Raw genomic sequence first — 24,481 nt, forward strand, 5'->3', positions numbered from 1 at the left:
CGCGCAGGGCTCGGCAAACCACGGGCCGGGCAGGCGCCAGGCCACGCGGGCAAGCTCCGTCCATCTTCTTTCATCCGGACTATGACCGTCGGCCCTGGCTTCTCACCAGGTCTGCTGACCTCGCACGGGAATGCGAGCGCTCGCGGGCTCGCCGGACACGCGCTGCGCATCGCGGCATACCGCCGGTGGGGACTTCCACCCCGCCCTGAAGACGTAACGTAACCGGGCCGGCCAGACGGCGCGGCACCGGCCCGCGCATGTTAGCACGATTGTTCTTTGTCACTGCGCGCCGCGCGCCAAGGCCGTATCCTGCCGGGGTCCGCGTCGTGGTGCCGGCCACCATCGGCCTCGCCAACGTGCCTTCCCGTGTACTACAAATAAGGTAAGGAGGCAGCGCCGGGGGGCTGCAAGCGCCGGTTTACCCATGGCTTGCCTGACAACAACGCAGCATCTTTTCAGCGTGCTTCCCATGCGCCGACCAGACCAAGAAGCCAGACAAGACAGCCATGCGAGTTGCAACCCTCTCCTTCCAACCTTCTCCGCGCGGCGGTGGCGACGGCCGCGCCGCGCCGCCATGGCGGCGCTGCTTGCGCTGGCCGGTTGCCTGAGCAGCGCCGCACGCGCGGCGCCTGCGATTCAGCTAGGCTACGGCTTCGACGACAGTCATCACGTGCAAAAGGCGGAGATCGCCATGCTGTGGAATTCGGGCCTGGCGTGGGGCAATCCGCAGGGCTGGCAGGTCGACCTGCAATGGGAGGTCAATGTTGCGCGCTGGCTCAGCGACAGCAACAACAGTCCGAACGATCTGTGGGAGTTCGGCGCGTCGCCGGTGGCGCGGATCGCATGGTGGCGCCACACCTGGGTGCCGTTCCTGGAGCTGTCGGTGGGTGCGCGGCTGCTGAGCGGCACGCGCACCTCCTACGATCACGTCATCTCCAGCGCGTTCCAGTTCTCGGAATACGCCGGCCTTGGCGTGATGCTCGGCAAGGACCGCAACTTTGCCGCGGGCTACCGCATCCAGCACCTGTCCAATGGCGGCATCAAGGAGCCCAATCCTGGCACCACCTTCCACGTCATCTACCTGCGCTACCGCTTCTGACGGGCCCGTCGTGCGCCGCGCCCTGCGTTTCAAACAGGACGCGGGTGGCGTCGTCGGCCGGAAAGAAGCATTCGATGCGCAGCTCCTGCAGCGTGACGTCCTGCGGAATGCCAAGCGTGGTCAGCGTCGAGAACAACGACGCGCGGAATGCCCCCGCATGCAGCACCACCGGCAACAGCGGCGGCGGCGGCCCGTCGCTGCCGTCGTCCTCGGGCAGCAGCACGCCGCCCGGGCCCACCATGTCCGGATGCCAGTCGGCGATGCGCGCGAACAGCGCGCGCGCGGTCTGGTCGTGCGCCTGCACCTGCAGCTCCTGCCAGACGCGCCGCAACAGGTAACGGCCGACCTGGCGCGCGTTCTCGATCACCGGCCACAGGCCATCGGGGTCGAATACGGTCAGCATCAGGTTGATCCGGTGCGGATCGTCGGCAAGCGATGCCGGCGGGCGACCGCCGAGCAAGGTGTCGAACATGCGCCGGTAGGCGGCATTGGCGTCGACCAGGTTCCAGAAACGGTCCAGCACCACGGCCGGGTACGGCTCCTGCTTGGCCAGGATCAGGGCGATTGCCTGCTGCACCATTTGCAACGGCGGCGCGGTCAGCGCGTGTTCGCTGTAGGCCGGGGCGAAGCCGCTGGCGAGCAGCAGCCGGTTGCGCTGGCGCAGCGGCACGCCCAGGCGCTCCGCCAGGGCCAGCACCATCTCGCGGCTGGGGCGGGCGCGCCCGGATTCGAGAAAGGAGATGTGGCGCTGCGAGACCCCGGCGGCCAGCGACAGCGCCAGCTGGCTGTAGCCGCGCTTGCCGCGCCAGTAGCGCAACAGTCCGGGGAAGTCGAGAGTGGCCTCGGAGGCAGGGGTGAGCGTTTCCATGCGGGCTATTACAGCATGGCGGCGGCCTCGCCGCGAATACCTGACAGGTAATCGCAGCCATCCACAGGCTTGGCCGATGGCCGCAAAAGCGCCACCGTTTGCGGCGGGCGCATCACAGTCGCGATGTCGTGTAACAGGCGAATGGTATGCTTGATCTTTTCAGACACCCGGCGCGCAGAGGGCGCGCACCCTGATGGAAATTGCCATATTACTGGCGCTGATCCTGCTGAACGGCCTGTTTGCGATGTCCGAGATTGCACTCGTTACAGCCCGCAAGGCACGCCTGCAACGCCAGATCGAGAACGGCGACCGCGGCGCCATTGCCGCGGCGAAGCTGGGCGAGGACCCGACCCGCTTCCTCTCGACCGTGCAGATCGGCATCACCTCGATCGGCGTGCTCAACGGCGTGGTCGGCGAAGCGACGCTGGCGCAGCCGCTGGGCCTGTGGCTGCAGGGTTTCGGCATCTCGGAGACCACCGCCGGCTATGTGGCCACCGCGATCGTGGTAGCCGGCCTGACCTATTTTTCCATCGTGCTGGGCGAACTGGTGCCCAAGCGCCTGGGCCAGATGGCGCCCGAGGCGATCGCGCGCCTGGTGGCGCGTCCGATCGGCTGGCTGGCCGTGGCCTCGACCCCCTTCGTCAAGCTCCTGTCGAGCTCCACGCGGCTGGTGCTGCGGCTGCTCGGCACCAAGGTCGACCGCGGCCCCGGCGTGACCGAGGAAGAAATCCATGCGCTGCTGGTGGAAGGCTCCGAAGCCGGCGTGATCGAGCAGCATGAGCACACCATGGTGCGCAATGTGTTCAGGCTGGATGACCGGCAACTGGCATCACTGATGGTGCCACGCGGCGACGTGGTCTACCTCGATGTCGAAGCCTCGATGGACGAGAACCTGCGCCGCATCGAAGAATCCGACCACTCGCGCTTCCCGGTGGTGCGTGGCGGCATGCACGACATTATCGGCGTGGTCAGCGCGCGCCAGTTGCTGGCGCGCCGGCTGCGCGGCGAGGAAGCGGACCTGCAGGCCGCGGTGCAGCCCGCCGTGTTCGTGCCCGAAAGCGTGACCGGCATGGAACTGCTGGAGAACTTCCGTGCCTCGGGCGGGCAGATCGCCTTTGTCATCGACGAATACGGCGAGGTGCTGGGCCTGGTGACGCTGCAGGACCTGATCGAGGCCATCACCGGCGAATTCAAGGCCGAGGCCGCCGGCGAGCAATGGGCGGTCCAGCGCGACGACGGCTCGTGGCTGCTCGACGGCCTGATCCCGATCCCCGAACTGAAAGACCGCATCGGCCTGCGCCAGGTGCCCGAGGAAGAAAAGGAGCGGTACCACACGCTGTCCGGCATGCTGCTGTTGCTGCTCGGGCGCCTGCCCCAGATTGCCGACACGGTGCAATGGGGCGACTGGCGCTTCGAGATCGTCGATATGGACGGCAAGCGCATCGACAAGGTGCTGGCCGAACGCCTGCCGCCGCAGGACGGGCCCGAGGAAGAAACCACCGGCTGAGCGCGGGGGTGCCGACACCCCCGTTACACCGCGGCGTCAATCGCATCCTCCGCGGATCGAAGGCGCCGCGTTGATCCAAGTCAAATGCAGTTGCGGCCAAATCACTTTGGCGCAATCGGCAACGCCCCTCCCCGTTCCCTTCGCTTATGATCGGGCTTCGCGGCCCGCAGCAGCCGCGGCACGCATGGCCGCACCGGGCGACGACTGCGAACGCAGCGTGCCGGCGGCCTGCCGAAGAACCATTTCAGACACGGGGAGACGCGTGCGCCGCAAGCCATTGTGTGGCGGCCCGCAAGATCATGCATGGATCCTGATGCCGACGATCTCGTCGACAGCACTGCCAGCGGCGGCAGTAGCGCGATGCAACCGTCCGTGCTGGTACGCGCGCTGACCGCGCGCCGCGCCCAGGCCGGTCCGCCGGCGACGATCCTGGCGATCCGCCTGGACCGCTTTGCCAACGCTTGTGACACCCTGGGGAGTGGCCGCGCTGCCCGGCTGCGCGGCATCGTGCAGGCGCGCATTGCCTGCCTGCTGCCGCCGGGCGCGTCCATGCACTGGATGGCCGCGGCCGACCTGGTGGTCATCACCGCGCTGCCTGCGGGCGTGCCGGATCCTGGCCAGGTTGCCAGCCGCGTGGCCGACGACCTGTCCCGGCCGTTCGCCCTGGACGGCTTCGAGCTGCACCTGTCCTGCAGCATCGGCGTGGCCAACAACCATGCCGACGTTCCGGCCGAGCGCAGCCTGCAGCAGGCGTTCGACGCCATGCTGCGGGTCAACCGCCAGGGCGGCGCCGGGCTGGCGCGCGCCGACAAGCCGTTATCCCCGCCCGCGGCCCCGTTGCTGGCGGCGCTGCCCGACGCACTCGAGCGCGGCGAGCTGAGCCTGCAACTACAGCCGCGCGCCGATTTTGCCGGAGCCGCCGTCAGCGGCTATACGGTGCGGCTGCGCTGGCAGCATCCCGTACTTGGCCGGGTGGCGCCGCAGGACTTTCTGCCCGGCGTCGAGGCGCTCGGGCTGGTCGGCCGCATCGGCAACTGGCTGCTGGAGAGCGTGCTGCCGCTGATCCGCGCCGCCGAGACCATCGCCCCGCTGCAGTTCACCCTGCTGGCCACGAGCGCGCAACTGCACCGCCCGCAAATGGTCGAGGCTCTGGCACAGGCGCTCGATGCGGCCGGCATCGCACCGGAGCACCTGTGCATCGAACTGCCGGCCAGCACGGTGCCGACCGACGCCGACCTGATCGACCGCTTTGCCGCGCTGCGCCGGCGCGGGCTGCAACTGGCGCTGGGCGATTTCGACGACAGCCCGGCCTGCCGCGAGGCCCTGGCGGCGCTGCATCCGGACGCCGTCACGCTGGACGCGCGTGGCCTGGGCCATGCGCGCGAGGACCGCTGCCGTGCCGACAGCCTGCGCGAAGCCTGCCGCGCGGCGCGCCGCGCCGGCGCCCGGGTCTGCGCCAAGGGCATCGAAACCCGCCAGCAGCTGGACGCGGTGCGTGCCTGGGGCTGCCACAGCGTGCAGGGCTACCTGCTGGCACAGCCGTTCCCCGCCGTCTGGCTGCTGCAGACCCATGCGGCGATCCAGCAGCGCGCCCGGGTCTTGCTCGCGCCGCCAGCCTGACCAGCAGGCATCGGCGGGTGGGGTGCACGATTTACAAATTGCGACATACCGGCTATCAAAGCCGCGCGCAGCAGCGGTAAAATCTGCGTCAATCCCAAACTCGGAGAATCTCCCGATTCTCAACCCTATTGAAAGGAGCCCGGCGTGAAGAAAGGTTGGATCTGGTGCGTTTTGTTTGCCACTCTGTTGGCCGGTTGCAACACGATGGCGGGGCTCGGCCAGGACATTCAGCGCGGCGGCCAGAAGCTGGAAAGCTCGGCAGACCGCCACAAGTAAGCCGGCCAGGGCTGCATCGACAGCAAAACGGCACGCCCGATGGCGTGCCGTTTTGCTTTGTCCCGCGCCGGCTCAGGGCTTGGTGCGCAGGGCCCTGGCCTGTTCGGCCAGCGCGCGGATGCGGCCCCAGTCGCCAGCGGCGACGGCGTCCTTGGGCACCACCCATGACCCGCCCACGCACACCACATTGGGCAACGCCAGGTACGACGGCGCCAGCGCGGCATCGATGCCGCCGGTCGGGCAGAAGCGCAGTTGCGGCAGCGGTCCACCCAGCGACTTCAGCATCGGCACCCCGCCCGCGGCCTGCGCCGGGAAGAACTTCAGGAAGGTGAAGCCGGCTTCCAGTGCAGCCATGGCCTCGCTGGCCGTGGCGACGCCCGGCAGCAGCGAGATCCCGGCGCCTTGCGCGCCCTCCGCCAGCGCCGGCGTCAGGCCGGGCGAGACCGCAAACTGGGCGCCCGCGTCGCGCACCGCTTGCAGTTGCTCCACGTTCAGCACCGTGCCGGCGCCGACGCAGGCTTGCGGCAGCGCCGCCGCGACGGCACGGATCGCTTCCAGCGCCACCGGGGTGCGCAGCGTGATTTCCAGCAGCGGCAAGCCACCGGTTACCAGCGCCTCGCTGACGTGCAGGGCCTCGTCGACGGAGTGGAATTCCAGCACCGGGATCACTGGCACATCGGCAAGGCGTTGAAGCAGCGGGGAAATCTGGTTTGACATGGCGATCTCGCGGTATGTGGGTTCAGGAAAACATCAGGTTCGGGCAGCGGCTCAGGCGATCACCGATACCGACTGCGCCAGCCGCGCCAGCACGGTCTGCGCATCGGGAATCGGCGCCACCGCGCCATAGCCGGTGGTCGACAGCGCCGCCGCCACGTTGGCATAGCGCGCGGCCTCGAACGGATCGGCGCCCGCGGCCAGCCGCGCGACGAAGCTGCCGTCGAAGCAGTCGCCCGCGCCGGTGGCATCGACCGGCTTGACCGGATAGGCCGGCACCAGGCTGCGGGACTCGGGCGTTGCGATATACGAGCCCTCCTCCCCCAGCTTCAGCGCGACCAGGCCGATGCCGCAGCCAAGCAGGTAGTCTGCGATGGCATCGCGGTCATCCAGCCCCGTCAGCACGGTGATGTCGTCCCAGCTGGGCAGGCATACGTCGGTCATGCGGAACGCTTCGCGCATGATGCCGCGCGCGCGCGCCAGCGACCACAGGCGCAGCCGCAGGTTGGTGTCCAGCGTGACCCTGGTGCCGGCCTTGCGCGCGTGCTCCATCGCATCCAGGCCGGCATCGCACGCGCTCGTGCTGATGGCCAGGCTGATGCCAGAGAGGTGCAGGTAGCGCGCCGCGGCGATCGCCCCCAGCGGCAGCTGGTCGTGCTGGAAGCGGCTGGCAGCGGAGCCTTCGCGCAGGTAGTCGAAGCGGTGGCCGTGGCTGTCGTGCGAGACAAAGTAGACGCCGGTGGGGGCGCTGGCGTCGACGTGCACATGCCGCGTGTCGACCCGCTCCTGTGTCCACAGTGCGCGCAGGCGCTCGCCGAAGGTATCGGCACCGACCGCGCAGATATAGCCGGTGCTCGCGCCCTGGCGCGCAGCGGCAATGCAGAAGTTGGAGGTATCGCCGCCAAAGCCCTGCAGGTAGCGCGACGGATCGTCCGGCTGCTGGTTGAATTCAACCAGCGGCTCGCCATAGGCCAGGATGTCGATGCTCATGGGGAGGCTTGCCTCAGAAGAAGGTTTGGACGATGTCGATCACGCGCAGGTCGCGATCCAGCACCGGGATATGGCGCCACTTGTCGAAGGTCAGGCACGGGTGCGAGATATCGAAGGCGATCATGTCGCCGACCCGGATGTCGTCGCCCGGCCGGATCTGCAGGTAGGCGTGCTGGTCCATCATGCCGGTGACCTCCCAATGCGCGGGCACGTCCACCGGCGCCGCTTCACCCGGACGGTAGCGGCGCGCCGGGATCGGCATGCCGGCGTCGAACGCGGCATCGCGCTTGCCCATGCCGATGATGACGCGGTCGGGCTCCGGAATCGACTGGACATAGGCCCACAGCTGCAGCGCCGGCAGCAAACCCTCGCGCATTTTCTGCGCGACCGGGTTGCTCGCCAGGATGCGCTGCTGGGCCGCGCGGTAGATGCCCACATCGTGCGTCAGGTAGCAGCCTGGACGCAGCACGATGTCGATCGGCGCGCCGATGTCGGTGCGCGCGAATTCCTCGGCCACCACGTCGTACCAGGCCGAGCCCGCGCCCGACATCACCACCGGGCTGCGGCCAAAGCGGCCTTGCGCGGCCAGTTGCTTGGTCACCGCCACGGTGCGCTGCAGGAACTTGCGGATATCGGCTTCTTCCTTCAGCACGCCCTCGTAGATTTCCACGCCGGCCAGCGACAGCGCATCGGGCCAGCGCGCCAGCGCGTCGAGCACGGCCTGCTGCTGCGCGTCGTCGCGCACGCCGGTGCGTCCGCCTTCGACGCCCAGCTCGAGCAGCACCTGAAGCGTCTGTCCACGCTGCTTGAAGAACTTGCCAAGCTGGTCGACCAGCTCGGCCGAATCGACCAGCGCGAAGAATTCGAACTCCGGATCGCGCAGCAGGTCCGCGATGATTTCCATATTGCGGCGGCCGACCAGCTGGTTGGCCATCAGCACGCGCTTGACGCCGTGCGCATGCGCGGCCGCGGTCTGGTGCGCGGTGGCCAGGGTGATACCCCACGCGCCGGCGTCGAGCTGCCGGGCAAACAGCTTGGGCGCCATGGTGGTCTTGCCATGCGGCGCCAGCTGCACGCCGTATTCGTTCATGAAGCGGCGCATCCACTCCAGGTTGTGCGCGAGCCGGTCCTCATAGAGCACCGCGGCGGGCAGGCTCAGTTCTTCCTGCAACAGGTTCCAGCCGGTCTGGTCGGCCGCATCCGGAGCGATCGGCGCCTCCATGCGGCCCAGCGCCTTGTTGAGCGGATCGATCACGCCAGCCTGATACTTTATTTCACGCATGCCTGTCATCACCCTGAAAAAATCTGATTGACGTAATGATAGCCCTGAAAATAAGATATTTCATCCTTGTTATAAAGTAACAACCAACGCTGCGGCAGCCAACCGGGCGGTACCTGGAACGGTGCTCACCATCCGGCGCCAGTCACTGTTATAGCCCCTGCCTGCCCCGACTGCAGACTTCGTCACATTTCGGCCCAAACCCGCCTCGCCACCCTGCCCCCCATCACCGAACATGACCGCGCCCTTCGACATCCTGACCCGCATCGCCGAGCGCGGCCCCGCGCTGCGGCTGGCCGAGCAGAAGGTGGCGCAGGTGGTGCTGGAAGACCTGGCCGGCGCGGCGGCGGCGAGCATCAACGAACTGGCCCGCCAGGCCGGCGTGAGCGAGGCCAGCGTGACGCGCTTTGCCAAGGCGATCGGCTGCCGCGACGTGCGCGACCTGAAGCTGCGCCTGGCCCAGGCCGCGGCGGTCGGCGCGCGCTTCCTGCAGCCCGGCAACGTTCCCGCCGCTGAAGCCGCGCCGGCCACGCTTGCCGACAGCATCCACGCCGACATCCTCACCGCGCTGGAAGCCAACCGCGGGCTGATGGATACCCAGCGCATCGAGCAGGCCGCGCGCCTGTTGCTGGGCGCACGCATGGTCTACGCTTTTGGCATGGGCGGCGGCTCGTCGTTCATGGCCGATGAAGCGCGACACCGCCTGGCGCGATTGGGCCTGCCGGTGGCCAGTTACCAGGACGCGCTGCTGCAGAAGATGGTGGCGGCCACGCTCGGCCGAGACGACGTGGTGCTGGCCTTCTCGGCCAGCGGCCGCGTGCCGGAGATGCTGGCCAGCTGCGATATCGCGCGCGAGTACGGCGCCCGCCTGGTGGCCGTGACCGCGCTGGGATCGCCGCTGGCGGCGCGCGCCGACGTGCTGCTGCCGGTGCGCACGCTGGAGACGGATTTCATTTTCAAGCCATCGGCCTCGCGCTACGCCATGCTGATGGTGCTGGACGTGCTCGCCACGCAGTGCGCACTGTTGCAGCCGGACCAGAGCAAGGAGCGCCTGCGCCGGCTCAAGTACGTGCTCGACAGCCATCGCGGCGACAGCGGCCCCGGCAAGGGCCCCGACAGCCGCCAGCCGCTGGGAGACTGACCATGCCACACCTGTTCGACACCCTGATCCGCTGCGTCACGCTGATCGACGGTTCCGGCGCGGCCGCGCGCCTGGCCGACGTGGCCTTGCGCGATGGCCGCATCGCCCGCATCGATGCCCCCGGCGCGATCGACCCCGATGCCGCCGCGCACGTGGTCGAGGGCGATGGCCTGGTGCTCGCCCCCGGCTTTATCGACGTGCATACGCATGACGATACCAATGTCGTGCGCCAGCCGGAGATGACGCCCAAGCTGTCGCAGGGCGTGACCACGGTGGTGGTCGGCAACTGCGGCATCAGCGCCGCGCCGGTCACGCTGGCGGGCGATCCGCCCGACCCGATGAACCTGCTCGGCCATGCCGACGCCTTCCGCTATCCGGATTTCAAGGCCTATGTCGATGCGGTCGAGGCCGCGCAACCCGCGGTCAATGTCGCCGCGCTGGTGGGCCATACCGCGCTGCGCAGCAACCATATGGACCGCTTCGACCGCGCCGCCACGCCGCAGGAAATCGAGGCGATGCGCGCGCAACTGGAAGAAGCGCTGCGGCACGGCGCGCTGGGCCTGTCGACGGGCCTGGCCTATGCCAACGCCTTCAGCGCGCCGACCGAGGAAGTGCTGGCGCTGGCCGAGCCGCTGGCCAAGGCCGGCGCGCTCTACGCCACCCACTTGCGCAGTGAATTCGCCGAGATCCTCGATGCCATGGACGAGGCCTTCCGCATCGGCCGCCATGCGCGCGTACCGGTGGTGATCTCGCACCTGAAATGCGCGGGCGTGGCCAACTGGGGCCGCAGCACCGAAGTGCTGGACGCGCTCGACGGCGCGCAGCGCTGGCAGCCGGTCGGCTGCGACTGCTACCCCTACACCGCCAGCTCGTCCACGCTGGACCTGAAGCAGGTCACCGGCGACTTCGACATCATGGTGACCTGGTCCGAAGGCGCGCCCGAGATGGGCGGCCGCCTGCTGGCCGACATCGCCGCCGAATGGCAGGTCGATCTGCTCGAGGCCGCGCGCCGGCTCATGCCCGCCGGCGCGGTCTACCACTGCATGGAAGACGCCGATGTCGACCGCATCCTGAGCCATCCGGCCACGGTGGTCGGCTCGGACGGGCTGCCCAACGACCCGCTGCCGCACCCGCGCCTGTGGGGCGCTTTCCCGCGCGTGCTCGGCCACTACGCGCGCGACCGCGAACTGTTTCCGCTGACCGTGGCCGTCAACAAGATGACCGGCATGTCGGCCGAGCGTTTCGGCCTGCACCAGCGCGGCTTCGTGCGCGAGGGCTACTGGGCCGACCTGGTGCTGTTCGACGCCGCCACCATCCGCGACGCCGCCAGCTTTACCGATCCGATGCAGCCGGCCGAGGGCATTGCCTCGGTCTGGGTCAACGGTGAACTGTCATGGCAGCAGCGCCAGAGCACCGGCGTGCGCGCCGGCCGGTTCCTGCCCCGCGGTGCGGACTGACCCGCACGCACCGCCGCTTCCCTACCCTATCCAACTCATTCCAGGAGTACCCATGGACATCAAACGATTCGGCGTCGAAGGCGGCACCGGTACCGGCGGCCAGCACATGCCCTTTGCCCGCGCGGTCGCGGCCGATGGCTGGCTCTACGTCTCCGGCCAGGTGCCGATGGTCGACGACGAGGTCATCGACGGCGGCATCGTGCCCCAGACCCACCAGGCCATCAAGAACGTGCTGGCGATCCTGGCCGAGGCCGGCTACGGCCCCGAGCATGTCGTGCGCTGCGGCGTGTGGCTGGACGACACGCGCGACTTTGCCTCCTTCAACAAGATCTTCAAGGAGTACTTCGGCGCCAACCCACCCGCGCGCGCCTGCGTGCAGTCGAGCATGGTGGTCGATTGCAAGGTCGAGGTCGACTGCATCGCCTACAAGAAGCCGGCGGCCTGAGCCTGCTGCCTGCTTGATTCTCTGCTTCCGCACTGTTTGCCCCCCTCTCCCGCACGAGGGAGACGGGCCGGGGGATAGGGCCGGCGTCACCACAAAGTGAGCCGCCTGGGCGCTTGCCCACGCATGCCGTCTTCCCCACCGCCTCTCCCCCAACGGGAGAGAAACAAGAAAGCCAAACCTCTGCTGCCGCCACACGCGGCTCTTTTTCCACGCAAGGAGACAATATGGGTGCCGTCACCGGAACCACGCTCTTGGTGTATGCGCTGATCGCAGTGATCGCACTGGTGGTGCTGATTGCGCGCTACAAGCTCAACCCGTTCATTACCCTGGTCGTCGTCTCGGTGCTGCTCGGCTTTGCCGTGGGCATGCCGATGAGCGAGATCGTCAAGTCCTTCGAAGCCGGTGTCGGCGGCACCCTCGGGCATATCGCGCTGGTGGTGGGACTGGGCACCATGCTCGGCAAGATGATGGCCGAGTCCGGCGGCGCCGAGCGCATCGCCAACACGCTGATCGATTTCTTCGGGGCGAAGAACGTGCATTGGGCCATGGCCACCATCGCGTTTATCGTCGGCCTGCCGGTGTTCTTCGAAGTCGGCTTCGTGCTGCTGGTGCCGATCGCCTTCAACGTCGCCAAGCGCACCGGCACGTCGATGGTGCTGGTCGGCATCCCGATGGTGGCCGGCCTGTCGGTGGTGCACGGCCTGATCCCGCCGCATCCGGCGGCGCTGCTGGCGGTGACTGCATACGGCGCCGATATCGGCAAGACCATCATGTACGCGCTGATCGTGGGCATCCCGACCGCGGCGCTGGCGGGCCCGCTGTTCGCCCGGCTGATGGACCGCTACGTCAAGCTGCCCGAATACAACCCGCTGGCCGAGCAGTTCACCGAAGAGGACGAGCGCGTCAAGGAATCGCACGAGTTGCCGGGCTTTGGTATCACGGTATTTACCATCCTGCTGCCGGTGGTGCTGATGCTGATCGGCAGCTGGGCCGACCTGTTCACCACGCCCAAGACCTTCGCCAACGATTTCCTGAAGCTGATCGGCAACTCGGTGATGGCGCTGCTGATCGCCGCGCTGGTGAGCTTCTACACCTTCGGCAAGGCGCGCGGCTTCAATCGCGAAACCATCCTCAAGTTCACCAACGAGTGCGTGGCGCCCACCGCCATCATCACGCTGGTGGTCGGTGCCGGCGGCGGCTTCGGCCGCATCCTGCGTGACTCGGGCATTTCCACCGCCATCGTCGACGTTGCCACCGGCGCTAATGTGTCGGTGCTGGTGCTGGGCTGGCTGGTCGCGGTCATGATCCGCATCGCCACGGGCTCGGCAACGGTTGCCATGACCACCGCCGCGGGCATCGTCGCGCCGATTGCCGCCAGCGTGCCCGGCACTCGCCCGGAACTGCTGGTACTGACCACCGGCGCCGGTTCGCTGATTTTGTCGCACGTGAACGACGGCGGCTTCTGGCTGGTCAAGGAGTACTTCAACATGACCGTGGCGCAGACCTTCAAGACCTGGTCGGTCTGCGAAACCATCATTTCGGTGGTGGCGCTGCTGCTGACGCTGGGCCTGGCCACGCTGGTCTGACGACGGCCAACCGGGGCCGACGGGGCCGCACCGCGGCGGCTCCGGCACCATGCCTGCCATGGCCGGCCCGGAATGCGACATCTCTCATCGACGCCCTGGTGCCGGCAGCCAATACTGCAAGCGTGTCGGCGGCACTCGGCTCCGCAAGCGATTGCGGTCTTGCCTTGATTCCTTTTTTGATGCATATTGACATCAAATCTGATTCAAGGAGCCTGCGATGCGCACGACGGTCACGATCGATGACGCCCTGTATGAACAAGCCCTGGAGATGGCGGACCCCGGTATGGACAAAGCAGACCTGTTTCGCGAGGCAATCAAGACTTTCGTTCGGGTGCAGGCCGCCAAGCGCCTCGCGGCCCTGGGCGGCGCAGCGCCCGGCATGCAAGACGTACCGCGCCGCAATCCCGAACCCGACATCAAATGAACGTGCTCGTCGACACCTCGGTGTGGGTGGGCCATTTCCGGCAGCGCAATGACGCCCTGGTCCGCCTGATGGAGGCGGACCAGGTGTTGACCCACCCCCTGGTCGTGGCCGAACTGGCCTGCGGCACGCCCCCGGCACCCCGGGCACAGACGCTCGGCGACATCGGGCTGCTGCAGGCTGTCCGGCAGGCAACGCTGGGAGAAGTCATCGCACTGGTGGAGCGCGAGCAACTGTACGGGCTGAGCTGCGGACTGGTGGATGTCACATTGCTGGCTTCGACCCTGATCACCCCCGGTGCCCGCCTCTGGACGCTGGACCAGCGCCTGGGCGCCTTGTCCGTCCGGTTTGGCGTGGGATATCGTCCTCGCCTGCACTAGGGTTCCGCCGCGCACGCAACGGTTTACATGGCCGGGCCCACCGCCTAAGGTCAACCAGTCAGTGACTCGCCGGGAAACCCTCCCATGTCGATCGACCGTCGCTCATTCCTCGCCCTGGCCGCCGGACTGGCCGCCACCGGGATCGGGCCAGCGCCGCCGGCCCACTCCGCCACCGTTGCCGCGCCCCTGCGCCGTACCATTCCCGGCACCACCGAAGCCCTGCCCGTGATCGGCATGGGCACCGCCGACACCTTCGACGTCGGCACCGGCCCCGACGAACGCAAGCCGCTGGCGGAGGTGATGGGGCTGTTGCTGCAGACCGAAGGCTCGGTGGTCGATACCGCGCCCAGTTACGGCAGCGCCGAGGCCGTGACCGGCGACCTGCTGCGGGCGGCCAATGCGCGCAACCGGGTCTTCCTCGCCACCAAGATCTCGGCTCGCTCCGGCACGCCGGCGCAGGCGCAATGGGAACGGTCGCTGGCCGACCTGCACGTCGACAAGGTCGACCTGCTGCAGATACATAACCTGATCGACTGGCAGGGCAACCTGCGCTGGCTGCGGCAACTGAAGGAACAGGGCCGCATCCGCTACCTGGGCATCACCCATTACCGCGACGACGCCCACGAGGCGCTGGAGAAGATCGTGCGCGCCGAGCGTGTGGATTTTGTCCAGATCAACTACTCCGTGGGCGAGCGCAATGCCGAGCGCACGCTGCTGCCGCTGTGCGAGGCGCGCGGCGTGGCGGTTCTGGTCAACCGGCCGTTCCAGGACGGCCGCCTGTTCCGCGTGGTCAAGGATCGCCCGCTGCCGCCATGGGCCGGCGACATTGACTGCGGCTCATGGGGCCAGCTGTTCCTGAAGTTCGTCGTCAGCCATCCGGCGGTGACCGCGGCGATCCCGGCCACCTCCAAGCCGCGCAACATGGCCGACAATCTCGGCGCCGCGCTCGGCCGCATGCCCGATCCCGGCCAGCGCGAGCGCATCGCGGCGCTGCTGCGCTGAGCCGCCCCGCCATGGACGAGCCCGCGCGCAACGCACCCACCGGCGGCCTGGCCCGACTGTGGCGCGGCTTTGGCGTGCGCAGCGGCGAAGCCGGCGCCGTGGTGGCCGGCTTCCTGTTCTTCTTCTGCCTGTTCGCCGGCTACTTCATGCTGCGCCCGGTGCGCGAGACCATGGGCATCGCCGGCGGCGTGAAAAACCTGCAATGGCTGTTCACCGCCACCTTTGTCGTGATGCTGGCGGCGATCCCGCTCTACGGCGCGGTCTGCGCCTGGCTGCCGCGGCGCCGCTTCGTGCCCTGGGTGTATGGCTTCTTCATTGCCAACCTGCTGGCTTTTGCGATGGCCACGCGCGCACTGCCCGACAACGTCTGGCTGGCGCGCGTGTTCTACGTGTGGCTGTCCGTGTTCAACCTGTTCGTGGTGTCGGTGGCCTGGAGCCTGATGGCCGATGTGTTCCGGCCCGAGCAGGCGCGCCGCCTGTTCGCGCTGCTGGCCGCCGGCGCCAGCGCGGGCGGACTGGCCGGGCCGGTGCTGGGCGGCTGGCTGGTGCCGCACATCGGCCTGACCGGCCTGATGCTGCTGTCGGCCGCCCTGCTGGCCGCCACGCTGCCGGGCGTAGGCTGGCTGTTCGGCTGGCGCCGTCGTGCCGGCGCCGGCGTCGGGCCGCCGGGCCAGCCCGTTGCCGGCGCGACGCAGGATCCGGCCAATCCGATCGGCGGCGGGCTGCTGGCCGGGCTGTCGTTGCTGCTGCGCTCGCGCTACCTGCTCGGCATCGCCCTGTTCGTGATCCTGCTGGCCACGGCCAGCACTTTCCTCTACTTCGAGCAAGCCCGTCTCGTCGCCGAGGCCTTCCCCGAGCGCACCCGCCAGACCCAGGTGTTCAGCGCGCTGGATGCCGTGGTGCAGGCGCTGACCATCCTGGTACAGCTGTTCTTCACCGGCCGCATGGCGCGCCGCTACGGCGTCACCGTGCTGCTGACCGCGGTGCCGCTGGCCGTCGCCGCGGGCTTCGTCGTGCTGGCCCTGCTGCCCACCTTCGGCGTGCTGGCCGGCGTCATGATCCTGCGGCGCGTGGGGGAATATGCGCTGCTGCGCCCGGGCCGCGAGATGCTGTTCACCGTCGTCGATGCCGAGACCAAGTACAAGGCCAAGAACGTCATCGACACCGCCGTCTACCGCGCCGGCGACGCGGTCAGCGCGTGGGTCAAGACGGGCATCGACGCGCTGTCGGGACATCCTGCCACCGTGGCCCTGGCGGGTGCCATGCTGGCGCTGGTGTGGGCGGGGCTGGGGTGGTGGCTGGGGCGGCGCCATGAGGGGCAGTTGGAGCCGTCTGCCAGCCCGCCGGGCGGGGCAGCTGCCGCGCAGCAGCGCTGAGCCCTGCGTGCAGCCTGTGAGCGGCGCGGGAGCCCAGTCGCCTCGCCGGTTCAGCGTCCCGACTTGTTCGCCACCGGCAGCATCTCTCTGGAATCCGCCAGCGAGGATTCGATGCGACGGATCTCGCGGCGCAGTTTTTCGAGCTGGGCGCGAGCGGCACGGCTGTCGAGCTCAGCAGTCTGGACCTCGGCGCGCGACGTCTTCTGGTCTTCCACCATGCGCAGGCGCTGCGCCTGCACCAGGCGCATATCATTATTGAGCGCTTCGGCGCGCGCCTGTGCGTCCTCTATGGCACGCTCATACTGGCGTAGCTGGGTGGCCAGCACTTGCCGCCGGATAGCGTCGCCGGCAATGGCGCCATTCTGCTTGCTGGCGTTGCGATAGGCTGCATCGGCTGCGCCAAGGTTATCGAACCGCAGAACGCGCCACATCTTGTTCTGGTAAAGCAGGGCTACATAGCAGAGCACTTTGTCGTCGGCCAGCAGCAGCGCCGTGCCGTAGTCGCCGTCGACACTGGCGCGCAACTCCCTGACCGAGCCGTCCGCGACGCGCTGCTGCAGTTCCGCGATGACACTCTGCGACGACGGGTCCACCGCAGCAGGGCCGGCATCGGCGAGAAAGCCCGGCGCTGGGGCGGGATCCGGCTTCGCCAGTACTGCGGACGCGCACACAGACAGTTGGATGGCGATGATGCCGGCAAGCAAGCGGGTACGGGACGTATTGTCTGTCATGCTCTGGTTGTGGGATCGGGGGCAAGGCTAAGGCAATGCGCCGCGGCACCAGACGGCAATTGCTACCCCATGGCGACTGCCCGCGGCCGCGCGGCGCGGCGCAACCGGCGGATCTTACGGCAAAGGCTGACAGGATCGAATACCTCCTTTTGGGTAATTGCTCCCGGCGCTTTGACTGGCGGTGCACCACCAGATGCCAGACCCAGTTCGGCGGGACCGCGTTGGCGGCCGGGGCGGCGGCATGATTGGACAACTTCGCCCGCTCGGATGCCAGCCTGCGCCCTGCAGTGAGAAATACCGCTGCACGCCAATGCCCGGGACAGGGTTTTCCCGGTTGACGCTGCGACTGCGAAGCCATACATTGGCCCCGCAGATCTAGATAAGAGACCATCTGTAAGATGGTCTCTTCGCGCCTTGCTGTTGCTGCGGCCTCTTACAGAACAATTAAGAGGAGACCGCCGTGCAACGCTCTGCCATCAAAATTCGTGGCATCGATGATGTCATTGCCTACATAGATTCCTGCCCGGGCATTCGCGGCAGGGCCGGTGTCATTTGGTGGCTCGCACTCGGCGGGCTATTCCTCGATGCATTTTCCAATTCTGCACTGAGCGCCGGCCTCGGGCCGATGACGCGCAACCTTCAACTCGCGCCTGCAAAAGTCGCCCTGTTGACCTCGTTTGCTTCATGGGTGGCCATTGCCTTCAACCCTATCGGCGGCTGGATGGCGGACCGCTGGGGCCGCGTCCGCCCGCTGATCCTCGCCAAGGTCCTGGCTGTGGTCGGCGCATTGCTGGTGGTGTTTGCCCCCGGCTTCGAGGTGATTCTGGCCGGGCGCTTCTTTGTCGGTGCGGCCTACGGCATCGACTTTGCCATCGCCATGGCGGTGCTGGCAGAGTTCACGCCGGTGAAACTCAAGAGTCGGCTGAACACGTGGCAAGGCATGTGGTACACGGCTGTCTGCTCTAACCTGCTGCTGGCACTGCTGTTCTACTCCTGGGACGTTGGCGATACGATCTGGCGCTACTCGGTGGCAGCTACCGCGGTCTTCGGCGTGATCATCCTGCTGCTGCAGGGCTTGTTCCTGGTGGAAAGCCCGATCTGGCTGGCGCGCAAGGAATTGCTCGATGCCGCCGCACATGCCATGACGCGCATCTACGGCCGTGAGTTCGTTGCCGCACCACCCGCGCAACGCATTCCCGTCCTCAACCAGGCGCGCCGCGGCATGGCCAACGTGCTGCTGATCTTCCGCGGCGTCTACCTGCCGCGCACCGTGCTGGCGGCCACTGTGCAGATCGGGCAGTCGATCCAGTACTTCGCGATCGGGTGGTACCTGCCGCTGATCAGTGCGGCCATGTTCGGCAAGGACTTTGCCTACGCGACGATCGGTGCGCTGGTCTTCAACGTCTTCGGCATCTTTGGCGGCTTCCTCTCGCCCTTGATTGGCCGCAAGCTGGGCCTGCGCCGGGCCTCGGCGTTCGGCTTTGCAGCGGTATTCGCCATGCTGCTGATCCTGGGCCTGTTCAACGGCAAGATGCCGATGTGGATGGCAGTGGTCGTTCCGTCGCTGTTCATCCTGTTCCACTCCAGCGGGCCCGGCGCAAATGGCAAAAGCCTGTCGTCACTGTCTTTTCGCAGTGAACTGCGCGCGGGCGCCAACGGCATCATCGGCGCGCTCGGGGCCATCGGTGCTGCACTGGGCCTGCTGGTCTTCCCGCTGTTCCGCGCACAGTATGGGCTTGAAACCACCTTCCTGATCCTGTCCGTAGTGCCGCTGCTGGCCAGCATCATCTGCTTTGCGATCCGCTGGGACCCTACCCGCACCACCATCAACCCTGACAATGAAGCCGATGCCCCGCAGTTCAAGGGCGATGTGCCGGACGCTCCAGGCTTCATGAACCCCGCGATTGAGAAGGCCCGCCCATGACCCAGCGCAGCAATGTCATCCTTGCGATCGATGAGGGCACCTCGGGCACACGGGCCGCGGTGGTCGCCGGCGACGGTCATGTCATGTGCCTCGAGTACACCACGCTTGAGGTCCATTCCCCGTGCCCTGGCGTGGTCGAACAGGACGCCGACGTCCTGCTCGACAAGACCCTGGCAGTTTGCCGCGCCACCCTGGCCCAGGCTGATCGCGAAAACCTGACCGTCACCGCCCTCGCCATCGCCACCCAGCGCGCCACTGCGGTACTGTGGGACACGCAGACCGGACGTGCGCTGGTACCCGCCATGGTGTGGCAGGACACGCGCTACGCAGCCGATCTCGACCAGCTTGCGCCGGCATGGGATGTGACGCTGCGCGAAGCAGTCGGCCGCCCCACCGGCGTGCGCTCGCCTTACCTGTGGGCAGCGCGTCACCTGCGCGACACGCCGGCTGTGGCTGACGCCTTCCGCGCGCGCCGGCTCGCCTTCGGCACCATCGACAGCTGGCTGCTCTGGCACCTGTCGACGGCACGCACGTGCATCACCACGCCGACCAACGCCACCTCCTGCAACGCCTACGTGCTGACCGGCCATCGCTACCAGCTCGACTGGATCGACGCGCTCGGCTTTCCGCGCGAACTGCTGCCTGAGTTGCGCCAGGATGCGGACGACTTCGGGCGCACGCGTCCGGAGGTGCTGGGGATTGATGTGCCGATCCTCGCTTGTGCCGGGGACCAGCTCGCCGGCGCGATCGGGCTGGGATGCCTCGATGCCGGCCAGGCGATGTGCCTGCATGGCACCGGCAGCTTTGTCGACCTGGTAGTCGGCCCGAACCTTCCTGCGCGCAGCGGCAAGTCGGACAGCACCCTGACCATGACCGCACGCCGGCAGTTGGGCGTGTCGCATTTCTCCGTCGAAACCTTTGTCGCCACCACCGGCTCCGCCCTCAATTGGGTCTGCAACAAGCTCGGCTGGTTCGAGAATGCCCGGCAAATCAGTGCGCTGGCCAGCACCGTTGCCTCGTCACGGGGCGTGACCTTTATTCCCGCGCTGACCGGGCTGCGGGTCCCACGCATGCAGCCGGAAGCGCGCGCAGCATTGACCGGTATCTCGATGGCAACGACGCAGGCCGAGATAGCCTTTGCCATCCTTGAAGGCATTGCGCATTCGGTGACTTCCTGCATCGAGGCCAACCGGGAGATCGCGGGCGTGCCGGTGTCGGAGCTCGTGGTTGGCGGCGGCTTGTCTGGCAGCGATGCGCTGCTGCAGATGCAGGCGGATCTCAGCGGAATTTCCATCCACCGCATGCAGGAGACCGACCGCGCCAGCCTGCGCGGCATCGCTTACCTTGCGGGCTCGTCAGGCCTGCTTTGGGATTCCATGCAGCAGGCGCGCACCACCACCATCCCCGACGCGGTATTCGAACCGGCAATCAGCGCCGATGAGCGCGCCCAGCGGCGCGCGCTCTGGAATGCGCGGGTGGCATCCGAGCTCAACCATGCGGACGCGCTTGCGGTCCATTAACCAGGAGCAACCAAAGACATGGTGATTTTTCCATCCCGCAGCGCCAGCCGCGAGCGCGCCGCCATGACCAGCACCGAGCCGTTGCGGCTGGTGCGCCGGGACATGCTCGACCGCATCGAGGCCGATTCGTTCGACATCCTGGTGGTCGGCGGCGGCGTGACGGGCGCCTACGCCGCGCTGGATGCCAGCCTGCGCGGCTATCGCGTGGCGCTGGTCGAAAAAAGCGACTTCGCCGCGGGGACCTCGTCCAAGTCATCAAAGATGGTGCACGGCGGCCTGCGCTATATCGAGCAGGGCAATCTCGGCCTGGTTCGCCATTCACTGCTGGAGCGCCAGCGCCTGCGCCGCAACGCGCGCCACCTGGTACAGCGGCTGCCGTTCCTGTTCCCGGTGATGGAGCGCAGCGGCGTGTTCGACAAGCGCCTGGCCAAGGCCTTCGAGAGCCTGCTCTGGACCTACGACCTCGCCGGGGGCTGGCGCGAGGGAATCCTCCACCAGAAGCTGACCAAGGCCGAGGTGCTGTCCCACTGCCCGACCTTCAATGAGGAACATCTGACCGGCGGCTACCTGTACTTCGACGCGCGCGTCGACGATGCCCGCCTGACACTGAACATCGCGCGCACGGCAGCGTTCCATGGCGCGGCCGTGGTCAATCACGCGACTGTCGCCGAGATCACGCGCGACGGACACGGCAAGGTGGATGGCGCCATTGTCCACGCCGGCGAGCGCGAGATCCGCGTGCGGGCAGGCGTGGTCATCATGGCAACCGGCGTCTGGCTGCGCGACTGGACCGGCCGCCGCAAGGGCGAAGCCCGGACCCTGCACATTCGCCCCGCCAAGGGCGTCCACATTGCCATCCCGTGGCTGAAGATCCGCAATGACTGCACGGTGACGATCCCGGTGCCCGGGCGCAGCCGCCGGGCAACCATCACGCGGTGGGGCAATGTGTCCTACCTTGGCACCACCGACGAAGACTATGAGGGCGACCTCGACAATGTCATGTGCACCCGGCAGGAGCTCGACTTCCTGCTTGAGGGCGCGCGCTCCGCACTAAAGACTGACCTGACGCCGGAGGACGTGGTGGGCAGCATCGCGGGTTGCCGTCCGCTGGTGGCGCCGCCCGGCGGCAAGACCCTGGAAATCAAGCGCAATCACGAGATTCATACCGCGGACGACGGCCTTGTGACCATCGTCGGCGGCAAGCTCACGACCTCGCGGCATATGGCAGAGCAAACCATCGATGCGGCGCAGAAAGTCATCGGCAAGCGCAGCAAGTGCCTGACCAGGTCGGCCTATCTGCTGGGCGCGGCTGGCTATGACGCACAGGCCATCGTCGCATCCGGCGGCATGTCCGCGCACCTGGGCGAGCGCTATGGCACGGAGGCGCGCTTCGTCAGCGACATCCTGCAGGCAGATGCCACCCTGGCCAGGCCGATCGTGGAAGGCCTGCCGTATACCGAAGCCGAAATCGTCTACGCCGTGCGTCATGAACTGGCTGGCACCGTCGACGACGTCTTGTCACGACGCATCCGCGCCCGCCTGATGGCGCGCGATGCCTCCGCCCGCGCCGCAGCGCGGGTGGGCCAGATCCTCCAGGCCGAACTCGGATTGTCCGAAGCGGCCGTAGCGCGGCAGGTCAGCGAATACCTGGCCGCCGTCGCCCTCGAAAAATCCGTCCTCATGGGAGACTCAGCATGATCAGCAAGGAAGCCATCAAGCGCGGCTACAACCGCGGCAACTACGTCGTCGGCGCCCACACGCCGCCGGGCTATGCGGCGAACATCCAGGGCACCCCGGATGCACCGGGCCTGCAACGTGACACCATTGCCGTCTGCGCGGCCGATATCGCGGCCTTGCGCAAGGTGGCCGACGAGGTCCTGACCGATACCGCCGACGTCGTGGCATGGACGCGCGACTGGTGGGCCGGATCGATGATCACGGAGACCGCCGGCCGGCCCGCCACGCCGCGCGGGGTCATCGTACGCGCTTCCACCGTGGCACAGGTGCAGGCAGTCATGCGCATTGCCAGCGCCAGTGACATTCCGGTCACCGTATCGGCCGGCCGCAGCAACGTGACGGGCGCCGCCCTGCCCGTGCGCGGCGGCATCGTGCTGGACGTGTGCGGCCTGAACAAGCTGGTCGCATTTGACAAGGCCAGCCAGATCGTCGACGTGGAAGCCGGCATGTTCGGCGACATCTTCGAGGAGACCGTGCAGAAGGAATTCGGCATGACGATGGGCCACTGGCCATCGTCGTACGCGATCAGCACGGTCGGCGGATGGGTAGCCTGCCGCGGCGCCGGCCAGTTGTCCACGCGCTATGGCAAGATCGAAGACATGGTGTTCGGCATGGACGTGGTGCTGGCCGACGGCAGCCTGGTCACTGTCGGCGGCTACTCGCGCGCGGCACTGGGCCCGGATCTGCAGCAACTGTTCATCGGGTCCGAGGGCATGCTGGGCGTCATCGTGCGCGTGCGCCTCAAGCTGCACCGCCTGCCCGACTACGGGCGCGCCATCGCCTATGGCTTCAAGACCTTCGCCATCGGCCTGGAGGCCTGCCGCGAGATCATGCAGCGCGGGGCCAACCCTGCCGCGCTGCGGCTCTATGACGAACTCGAGAGCGGCGTGCAGTTCGGGCTGCCCGACACCAACGTCCTGCTGGTTGCCGACGAGGGCGCGCGCGAGATGGTCGATGCGGTGATGACGATCAGCGAGCGCGTGTGCCAGGAACGTGGTGACAAGCTGGACAGTGCCGCGATTTTCGAGCGCTGGCTCGACACGCGCTACCTGACCGGCAAGAGCGCCGAGGGCTTCAAGCGCAGCCCCGGCTTTGTCGCCGACACGCTCGAAATGTCGGGACCGTGGCGCGACCTGGCGGCCATCTACGCGGACGTGGTCAAGGCCATCAATGCCGTGCCAGGCACCCTCGCCGGCTCCGCGCACCAGTCGCACGCCTATGTGGACGGCGCCTGCCTGTACTTTTCGCTGCGCGGCGAGGTCGCGGTGGAAGACCGCCAGAAGTGGTATCGCCAGGCATGGGATGCTGCCAATGCGGTGCTGATCCAATACAATGCGGCACTGAGCCACCACCACGGAATCGGCCTGCTGCGCGCCCCATACATGGCCTCGTCGCTGGACACGGCATTCCCGCTGCTGGCTGCAGTCAAGCAGGCACTCGACCCGCAGAATATCCTGAACCCGGGCAAGCTGGGTCTCAGCGACGTGCTCACCAACGAACCGAAGTAACCAGCATGGACAGGTCCCTCGGTGCGCGCCTGACGCGACACCCCGTCATCGGCACACTCTACGGTGTTGACCAGATCGGCTCCATCGTTGAAAGCGTGGCCGAAGTCTGCATTGTCGCCAACGTGGAACTGCGCAAGCTGCAGCCAGTCATCGCCGCGCTGGCCAGCGCCGGCAAGTACCTCATCGTCAATATCGACAGCTGCGAAGGCTTGTCGCAGGACAAGGGCGGGGTGGAGTACCTGGCCGACATCGGGGTGACCAGTCTGGTTTCCACGCGGGTGGCAACGATCCAGCGCGCCAATCGCGCCGGCATGGTGACGATGCAGAAGGTCTTCGTCACCGACCGTTCCACCTGGCCGCGCAGCGTCAAGGCGCTCGAGCAGAGCGACCCGAACCTGGTGCAGCTGATGCCGGCACCGATGCTGTCGCACCTGCCGGAAGCGGACCGCAAGGCGCTGCCGCCGATCGTGACCTCGGGCTTTGTCTGCAACCGCGACGATATCCGCGACGCGCTGACGCATGGCGCCGTCGCGGTGTCGACCAGCGACCGCAAGCTGTGGAGCCTGGATGCGAAGGCGCTCCAGCCGTGAAACCGCCGCCGGACACCGTCCGGCGGGATTCGCTGACCGCTGATCGGCCAAAGCTGGCCCGCCACCACTGGAAGATCGTATAGTCATGTCCTCGGACCGGGCTTGCCGGCTCGCGCGGCGTTAGCCGCCGCGCCACCCCGCAAGCCGCCCCATATTCCTGATCCCGGAGGACCCCCATGAAAACCAAAGCCGCCATCGCCTGGAAAGCCGGCGCCCCGCTGACGATCGAAGACGTCGACCTCGACGGCCCGCGCGCCGGCGAAGTGCTGGTGGAAGTGAAGGCCACCGGCATCTGCCACACCGACTACTA

The 24,481-nt window shown here is 67.5% G+C and carries 23 protein-coding genes, 1 pseudogene and 1 riboswitch; of the genes and pseudogenes, 18 read left to right on the plus strand and 6 right to left on the minus strand.

All coding sequences use genetic code 11. From position 1 onward, the window contains the following. Positions 1–58 precede the first annotated feature (58 nt). A riboswitch (FMN riboswitch) is annotated at positions 59–217 on the minus strand. 357 nt (positions 218–574) lie between these two features. Continuing rightward, a complete protein-coding gene (locus tag GA0116996_RS25155; RefSeq protein WP_092317078.1) occupies positions 575–1,099 on the plus strand; it encodes an acyloxyacyl hydrolase in 525 nt (174 codons plus the stop codon). On the opposite strand, the gene GA0116996_RS25160 is transcribed toward GA0116996_RS25155, so the two are convergent. Together GA0116996_RS25160 and GA0116996_RS28325 are read right to left on the minus strand one after the other, a co-directional pair. Continuing rightward, positions 1,074–1,967, minus strand: a complete 894-nt coding sequence (locus GA0116996_RS25160; protein ID WP_092317081.1) for a helix-turn-helix domain-containing protein — start codon at positions 1,965–1,967, stop codon at positions 1,074–1,076. The genes GA0116996_RS25155 and GA0116996_RS25160 overlap by 26 nt on opposite strands. Positions 1,968–1,975: 8 nt before the next feature. Next, positions 1,976–2,134 carry a hypothetical protein gene (locus tag GA0116996_RS28325; protein ID WP_165835217.1) on the minus strand — a complete coding sequence of 53 codons (159 nt, stop codon included), beginning with the start codon at positions 2,132–2,134 and terminating at the stop codon, positions 1,976–1,978. 26 nt (positions 2,135–2,160) lie between these two features. Here GA0116996_RS28325 and GA0116996_RS25165 point away from each other — a divergent pair, with 26 nt between their 5' ends. The 3 genes from GA0116996_RS25165 (at position 2,161) to GA0116996_RS25175 (ending at position 5,370) form a co-directional block, all read left to right on the plus strand. Beyond that, positions 2,161–3,474 (plus strand): hemolysin family protein, encoded by a 1,314-nt coding sequence (locus GA0116996_RS25165; protein WP_092317084.1) that lies wholly within the window; start codon positions 2,161–2,163, stop codon positions 3,472–3,474. A gap of 303 nt (positions 3,475–3,777) precedes the next feature. Continuing rightward, positions 3,778–5,094 (plus strand): GGDEF domain-containing protein, encoded by a 1,317-nt coding sequence (locus tag GA0116996_RS25170; protein ID WP_092317087.1) that lies wholly within the window; start codon positions 3,778–3,780, stop codon positions 5,092–5,094. A 144-nt stretch (positions 5,095–5,238) separates the two neighbouring features. After that, entirely contained in the window at positions 5,239–5,370 is a 132-nt protein-coding gene (locus tag GA0116996_RS25175; RefSeq protein WP_010814145.1) for an entericidin A/B family lipoprotein, read from the plus strand. A 72-nt stretch (positions 5,371–5,442) separates the two neighbouring features. Here the strand turns inward: GA0116996_RS25175 and GA0116996_RS25180 are convergent, their stop codons facing one another. The 3 genes from GA0116996_RS25180 to GA0116996_RS25190 are packed head-to-tail and all read right to left on the minus strand — an operon-like array spanning position 5,443 to position 8,356. After that, positions 5,443–6,087, minus strand: coding sequence for a bifunctional 4-hydroxy-2-oxoglutarate aldolase/2-dehydro-3-deoxy-phosphogluconate aldolase (locus GA0116996_RS25180; RefSeq protein WP_092317090.1), 645 nt, complete (start codon positions 6,085–6,087; stop codon positions 5,443–5,445). Positions 6,088–6,138: 51 nt separating this feature from the next. After that, positions 6,139–7,074, minus strand: a complete 936-nt coding sequence (locus GA0116996_RS25185) for a sugar kinase (protein WP_092317093.1) — start codon at positions 7,072–7,074, stop codon at positions 6,139–6,141. Between the two features lie 13 nt (positions 7,075–7,087). After that, on the minus strand, positions 7,088–8,356 hold the full coding sequence (locus tag GA0116996_RS25190; protein WP_092317097.1) for an amino acid deaminase: 1,269 nt from the start codon (positions 8,354–8,356) through the stop codon (positions 7,088–7,090). Between the two features lie 232 nt (positions 8,357–8,588). On the opposite strand from GA0116996_RS25190, the gene GA0116996_RS25195 reads away from it, so the two are divergent. From GA0116996_RS25195 to GA0116996_RS25230, 8 genes are all read left to right on the plus strand, one after another. Beyond that, on the plus strand, positions 8,589–9,494 hold the full coding sequence (locus tag GA0116996_RS25195; RefSeq protein ID WP_092317100.1) for a MurR/RpiR family transcriptional regulator: 906 nt from the start codon (positions 8,589–8,591) through the stop codon (positions 9,492–9,494). A 2-nt stretch (positions 9,495–9,496) separates the two neighbouring features. Further along, entirely contained in the window at positions 9,497–10,951 is a 1,455-nt protein-coding gene (locus GA0116996_RS25200) for an N-acyl-D-amino-acid deacylase family protein (RefSeq protein ID WP_092317103.1), read from the plus strand. A 52-nt stretch (positions 10,952–11,003) separates the two neighbouring features. After that, a complete protein-coding gene (locus GA0116996_RS25205; RefSeq protein ID WP_092317106.1) occupies positions 11,004–11,396 on the plus strand; it encodes a RidA family protein in 393 nt (130 codons plus the stop codon). A 224-nt stretch (positions 11,397–11,620) separates the two neighbouring features. Beyond that, positions 11,621–12,982: a GntP family permease gene (locus tag GA0116996_RS25210; RefSeq protein ID WP_041232539.1), complete on the plus strand. Its 1,362-nt coding sequence runs from the start codon at positions 11,621–11,623 to the stop codon at positions 12,980–12,982. A 217-nt stretch (positions 12,983–13,199) separates the two neighbouring features. Further along, positions 13,200–13,406 (plus strand): type II toxin-antitoxin system VapB family antitoxin, encoded by a 207-nt coding sequence (locus GA0116996_RS25215; RefSeq protein WP_092317109.1) that lies wholly within the window; start codon positions 13,200–13,202, stop codon positions 13,404–13,406. Beyond that, the gene (locus GA0116996_RS25220) at positions 13,403–13,783 is read left to right on the plus strand and encodes a type II toxin-antitoxin system VapC family toxin (protein ID WP_092317112.1); all 381 of its coding nucleotides are present in this window, start codon (positions 13,403–13,405) and stop codon (positions 13,781–13,783) included. The genes GA0116996_RS25215 and GA0116996_RS25220 overlap by 4 nt, the downstream gene beginning before the upstream one ends. Positions 13,784–13,867: 84 nt before the next feature. Then, a complete protein-coding gene (locus GA0116996_RS25225) occupies positions 13,868–14,785 on the plus strand; it encodes an aldo/keto reductase (RefSeq protein ID WP_092317115.1) in 918 nt (305 codons plus the stop codon). Positions 14,786–14,796: 11 nt separating this feature from the next. Beyond that, on the plus strand, positions 14,797–16,161 hold the full coding sequence (locus tag GA0116996_RS25230; protein WP_092317118.1) for an NTP/NDP exchange transporter: 1,365 nt from the start codon (positions 14,797–14,799) through the stop codon (positions 16,159–16,161). 50 nt (positions 16,162–16,211) lie between these two features. On the opposite strand, the gene GA0116996_RS25235 is transcribed toward GA0116996_RS25230, so the two are convergent. After that, the gene (locus GA0116996_RS25235; RefSeq protein WP_092317121.1) at positions 16,212–16,892 is read right to left on the minus strand and encodes a DUF2968 domain-containing protein; all 681 of its coding nucleotides are present in this window, start codon (positions 16,890–16,892) and stop codon (positions 16,212–16,214) included. 460 nt (positions 16,893–17,352) lie between these two features. Between GA0116996_RS25235 and GA0116996_RS25240 the strand changes: the two genes are divergently transcribed. The 6 genes and pseudogenes from GA0116996_RS25240 to GA0116996_RS28140 all read left to right on the plus strand — a co-directional run. Continuing rightward, positions 17,353–18,816 carry an MFS transporter gene (locus GA0116996_RS25240; RefSeq protein WP_092317124.1) on the plus strand — a complete coding sequence of 488 codons (1,464 nt, stop codon included), beginning with the start codon at positions 17,353–17,355 and terminating at the stop codon, positions 18,814–18,816. Further along, positions 18,813–20,336: an FGGY family carbohydrate kinase gene (locus GA0116996_RS25245; protein WP_092317127.1), complete on the plus strand. Its 1,524-nt coding sequence runs from the start codon at positions 18,813–18,815 to the stop codon at positions 20,334–20,336. Before GA0116996_RS25240 ends, GA0116996_RS25245 begins: the two co-directional genes overlap by 4 nt. 18 nt (positions 20,337–20,354) lie before the next feature. Continuing rightward, entirely contained in the window at positions 20,355–22,034 is a 1,680-nt protein-coding gene (locus GA0116996_RS25250) for a glycerol-3-phosphate dehydrogenase/oxidase (RefSeq protein ID WP_092317130.1), read from the plus strand. After that, a complete protein-coding gene (locus tag GA0116996_RS25255; protein ID WP_092317133.1) occupies positions 22,031–23,581 on the plus strand; it encodes an FAD-binding oxidoreductase in 1,551 nt (516 codons plus the stop codon). The genes GA0116996_RS25250 and GA0116996_RS25255 overlap by 4 nt, the downstream gene beginning before the upstream one ends. A gap of 5 nt (positions 23,582–23,586) precedes the next feature. After that, positions 23,587–24,171 (plus strand): glycerol-3-phosphate responsive antiterminator, encoded by a 585-nt coding sequence (locus GA0116996_RS25260; RefSeq protein ID WP_092317137.1) that lies wholly within the window; start codon positions 23,587–23,589, stop codon positions 24,169–24,171. Between the two features lie 176 nt (positions 24,172–24,347). Next, positions 24,348–24,481 (plus strand): annotated as a pseudogene (locus GA0116996_RS28140) (S-(hydroxymethyl)glutathione dehydrogenase); the annotation flags it as partial.

The organism is Cupriavidus alkaliphilus (assembly GCF_900094595.1).
Classification (GTDB): domain Bacteria; phylum Pseudomonadota; class Gammaproteobacteria; order Burkholderiales; family Burkholderiaceae; genus Cupriavidus; species Cupriavidus alkaliphilus.

Bases quoted from the DNA above. Each gene is read 5' to 3' on its own strand.
- GA0116996_RS25155 (WP_092317078.1), top strand. From the start codon at position 575: ATGGCGGCGCTGCTTGCGCTGGCCGGTTGCCTGAGCAGCGCCGCACGC.
- GA0116996_RS25160 (WP_092317081.1), bottom strand. From the start codon at position 1,967: ATGGAAACGCTCACCCCTGCCTCCGAGGCCACTCTCGACTTCCCCGGA.
- GA0116996_RS25165 (WP_092317084.1), top strand. From the start codon at position 2,161: ATGGAAATTGCCATATTACTGGCGCTGATCCTGCTGAACGGCCTGTTT.
- GA0116996_RS25170 (WP_092317087.1), top strand. From the start codon at position 3,778: ATGGATCCTGATGCCGACGATCTCGTCGACAGCACTGCCAGCGGCGGC.
- GA0116996_RS25180 (WP_092317090.1), bottom strand. From the start codon at position 6,087: ATGTCAAACCAGATTTCCCCGCTGCTTCAACGCCTTGCCGATGTGCCA.
- GA0116996_RS25185 (WP_092317093.1), bottom strand. From the start codon at position 7,074: ATGAGCATCGACATCCTGGCCTATGGCGAGCCGCTGGTTGAATTCAAC.
- GA0116996_RS25190 (WP_092317097.1), bottom strand. From the start codon at position 8,356: ATGCGTGAAATAAAGTATCAGGCTGGCGTGATCGATCCGCTCAACAAG.
- GA0116996_RS25195 (WP_092317100.1), top strand. From the start codon at position 8,589: ATGACCGCGCCCTTCGACATCCTGACCCGCATCGCCGAGCGCGGCCCC.
- GA0116996_RS25200 (WP_092317103.1), top strand. From the start codon at position 9,497: ATGCCACACCTGTTCGACACCCTGATCCGCTGCGTCACGCTGATCGAC.
- GA0116996_RS25205 (WP_092317106.1), top strand. From the start codon at position 11,004: ATGGACATCAAACGATTCGGCGTCGAAGGCGGCACCGGTACCGGCGGC.
- GA0116996_RS25210 (WP_041232539.1), top strand. From the start codon at position 11,621: ATGGGTGCCGTCACCGGAACCACGCTCTTGGTGTATGCGCTGATCGCA.
- GA0116996_RS25215 (WP_092317109.1), top strand. From the start codon at position 13,200: ATGCGCACGACGGTCACGATCGATGACGCCCTGTATGAACAAGCCCTG.
- GA0116996_RS25220 (WP_092317112.1), top strand. From the start codon at position 13,403: ATGAACGTGCTCGTCGACACCTCGGTGTGGGTGGGCCATTTCCGGCAG.
- GA0116996_RS25225 (WP_092317115.1), top strand. From the start codon at position 13,868: ATGTCGATCGACCGTCGCTCATTCCTCGCCCTGGCCGCCGGACTGGCC.
- GA0116996_RS25230 (WP_092317118.1), top strand. From the start codon at position 14,797: ATGGACGAGCCCGCGCGCAACGCACCCACCGGCGGCCTGGCCCGACTG.
- GA0116996_RS25235 (WP_092317121.1), bottom strand. From the start codon at position 16,892: ATGACAGACAATACGTCCCGTACCCGCTTGCTTGCCGGCATCATCGCC.
- GA0116996_RS25245 (WP_092317127.1), top strand. From the start codon at position 18,813: ATGACCCAGCGCAGCAATGTCATCCTTGCGATCGATGAGGGCACCTCG.
- GA0116996_RS25250 (WP_092317130.1), top strand. From the start codon at position 20,355: ATGGTGATTTTTCCATCCCGCAGCGCCAGCCGCGAGCGCGCCGCCATG.
- GA0116996_RS25255 (WP_092317133.1), top strand. From the start codon at position 22,031: ATGATCAGCAAGGAAGCCATCAAGCGCGGCTACAACCGCGGCAACTAC.
- GA0116996_RS25260 (WP_092317137.1), top strand. From the start codon at position 23,587: ATGGACAGGTCCCTCGGTGCGCGCCTGACGCGACACCCCGTCATCGGC.